At 72.6% G+C, this 2,704-nt stretch carries 5 protein-coding genes and 1 pseudogene; 3 read left to right on the forward strand and 3 right to left on the reverse strand.

Annotation, left to right across the window (positions count from 1 at the left end; genetic code table 11):
- From EAO73_RS31900 to EAO73_RS31910, 3 genes are all read left to right on the forward strand, one after another.
- Positions 1 to 143: ATP-binding protein (locus EAO73_RS31900; RefSeq protein WP_412075897.1), on the forward strand; the 143-nt coding region annotated here is incomplete at its 5' end.
- Positions 140 to 769, forward strand: a complete 630-nt coding sequence (locus EAO73_RS31905; protein WP_147974978.1) for a response regulator — start codon at positions 140 to 142, stop codon at positions 767 to 769. The genes EAO73_RS31900 and EAO73_RS31905, both read left to right, overlap by 4 nt.
- Positions 770 to 802: 33 nt before the next feature.
- Positions 803 to 1,300, forward strand: coding sequence for a hypothetical protein (locus tag EAO73_RS31910; RefSeq protein ID WP_147974979.1), 498 nt, complete (start codon positions 803 to 805; stop codon positions 1,298 to 1,300).
- A gap of 10 nt (positions 1,301 to 1,310) precedes the next feature.
- On the opposite strand, the gene EAO73_RS31915 is transcribed toward EAO73_RS31910, so the two are convergent.
- The 3 genes and pseudogenes from EAO73_RS31915 to EAO73_RS31925 all read right to left on the reverse strand — a co-directional run.
- Positions 1,311 to 1,991 (reverse strand): pentapeptide repeat-containing protein, encoded by a 681-nt coding sequence (locus EAO73_RS31915; protein WP_224756533.1) that lies wholly within the window; start codon positions 1,989 to 1,991, stop codon positions 1,311 to 1,313.
- 49 nt (positions 1,992 to 2,040) lie between these two features.
- Positions 2,041 to 2,517: a GNAT family N-acetyltransferase gene (locus tag EAO73_RS31920; protein WP_147974980.1), complete on the reverse strand. Its 477-nt coding sequence runs from the start codon at positions 2,515 to 2,517 to the stop codon at positions 2,041 to 2,043.
- A 31-nt stretch (positions 2,518 to 2,548) separates the two neighbouring features.
- Positions 2,549 to 2,704 (reverse strand): annotated as a pseudogene (locus EAO73_RS31925) (hydroxyurea phosphotransferase); the annotation flags it as partial.

Below are 2,704 nucleotides of genomic sequence, written 5' to 3' on the forward strand. Positions count from 1 at the left end.
GCGTACGCGGCCACGGCCTCCCCGCCATGCGCGCCCGGCTCCACCAGCTCGGCGGCACCCTCACCATCGAATCCGCCCCCGGCGAAGGCACCGTCGTCACCGCCACCGTGCCCGTCGCCCCCACCCACCAGGACCCCGCATGACCGACGACCGCATCCGCATCCTGCTCTGCGACGACCACGCCGTCGTACGCGCCGGGCTCCTCGCCCTCCTCGGCAGCGAACCCGACATCGAGGTCATCGGCGAGGCCGGCAGCGGCGAGGAGGCCGTCGCCCTGACCGCCCGCCTGACCCCCGACGTCGTCCTGATGGACCTCCAGCTCGGCACCGGCATCGACGGGGTCGAGGCCACCCGCCGCATCGCGGGCACCACCGGCACCCACGTCCTCGTCCTCACCACCTACGACACCGACGCCGACATCACCCGCGCCATCGAGGCCGGCGCCACCGGCTACCTGCTCAAGGCCGAACGCCCCGAGGAACTCTTCGCCGCCATCCGCTCCGCCGCCCAGGGCCGCACCACGCTCTCCCCGCCCGTCGCCAGCCGCGTCATGGCCCGGATGCGCGCCCCGCGCCCCACCCTCACCGACCGCGAACGCGACATCCTCGGCCAGCTCTCCCAGGGCCTCGGCAACCGCGACATCGCCCGCGCCCTGTTCATCAGCGAGGCCACGGTCAAGACCCACCTCGGCCGCATCTACGACAAGCTCGGCGTCGACACCCGCGCCGGTGCCGTCGCCGTCGCCAAGGAACAGCGCCTGCTGCCGTAACGGGCGTCCCGCCGGGCATGACACCATCGAACCGTGCTCGACATCGGCTACTCCCTCTCCCGCCGCTTCCCCGACCCCCCGCAGACCGACTACCGCCGCGCGGACGTCCGCGCGCTGCGGCACGACCTGTTCTCCGGGGACGTCTACCTCGCGGACACCAAGGCGGACCGCGAAGTGTCCACAGCCTGGGGATGGGTGCCGGTGCTCGACTTCGCCTGGGCGCTGTGCGACATCGTCGAGCAGATCGACCAGGACCCGCGCGGCAGCCGCTCGCACCGCCGCCAGCAGGCCGAACTCGACTTCACCGAGTCCACCGACCGCATGCTCTTCGAGCGCCGCTTCGGCTGGGTGGACATCGAGGCCGACTGGATGGACCCCGAGGAACCGCCCCTCACCTTCAGCCACTCCCTGCTGCGCCGCGAATCCCGCGACTTCCTGCACGACCTGATCGCCGACCTCGCCGACATGCACGAGGGCCTGGCCGACAACCCCGCCGTCTGGAGCCTCCAGTCCCGCTTCCCCCGCCTCTGAGACGACGCGTCTACGCCTCCACCCGCACCCCGATCTGCGCCGCGAACGCCGGAGCCAGCTCCATCAGCTGCAGCGGACTGATCACCGCACCCGCCAGCCGCTCCACACCCCGCGCGATGTCCAGCTCGGCGACCGCCCGCAGATCCACCTCCTCCATCCGCGCCGCGCTGAAGTCCGCCCGCTTCAGCACGCAGTCCCGGAACTCGACCCGCTTCAGCCGCGCACCCCCGAAATCCGGCTCCGCCAGCACACAGCCCTCGAAGACGACATCCGTCAGCCGGGCCTCCCGCAGATTCAGGTAGTCGATCTTCCCGCCGCGCACCAGCACCCGCTCCAGCACGGCGCCGTGCAGCTGCACCCCGCCCAGGCGCGCGTCCACGACCTCCACGTCCCGCAGCGACGCCTCCGCGAGATCGGTGCCCACCCCCCGTACACCCGTCAGCACCGAGTCGATGAACCGTGCCCGCACCAGCTCCGCCCGGTCCAGGGCGCACCCCTCCAGCGCGCAGTCCATGAACCGCGCACCCCGCCCCGACGCGTCCGCCAGATCCACGGACGGCCCGAACCGCACCCCGTCGTAATCCCCGTCCGGCTCCAGCCCCCCGTCCTCGAAATCCACCAGCGGCGGCAACCGCACCTCCGGCCGCCGCGCCGCCTTCACACCACCGCTCCGACCACCACCGCGCACCATGCCCCCATCGTGACGCACGCCACTGACAACGCCCTCGGGGACCGCGCGATCAGGCCCCGCCCAGCTCCGCCAGCGCGCCGTCCGTCAGCCGGTACACCGTCCACTCGTCCTGCGGGCGCGCGCCCAGCGACTCGTAGAACGCGATCGACGGGGCGTTCCAGTTCAGCACCGACCACTCCAGGCGCTCGTAACCCCGCTCCACGCAGATCCGCGCCAGCTCCGTCAGCAGCGCCTTGCCGTGCCCGCCGCCCCGCCGCTGGGGGCGTACGTACAGGTCCTCCAGGTAGATCCCGTGCACCCCGCGCCACGTGGAGAAGTTCAGGAACCAGATCGCGAAGCCGACGACCTCGCCGTCCTCGTCGGACTCCGCGATGTGCGCGAACGCGGCCGGCCGCTCGCCGAACAGCGCCTCCCGCAACTGCTCCTCCGTCGCACGCACCTCGTGCAGCGCCTTCTCGTAATCGGCCAGCTCACACACCATGGCGTGGATGACGGGGACATCGGCGGGGGTAGCGGTACGAATCATGGGGGCAGCGTAGACAAGCCCCCGTCCGCCGCTACGCCCGGCCCAGCAGCACCCGGGCGATCTCCGCCTGCTCCGGCGCCAGCCGCCGCGCCCCGCCCTCCACCGACCAGCACGCGTTCTGGAGCACCCGCCCCAGCGTCCAGGCCGCCGCCCGCCCCCGGTCCAGGCCCAGCACCCCGGTCATCAC

The sequence above is a fragment of the Streptomyces sp. col6 genome (assembly GCF_008042035.1).
In the GTDB taxonomy this organism is placed as follows: Bacteria; Actinomycetota; Actinomycetes; order Streptomycetales; family Streptomycetaceae; genus Streptomyces.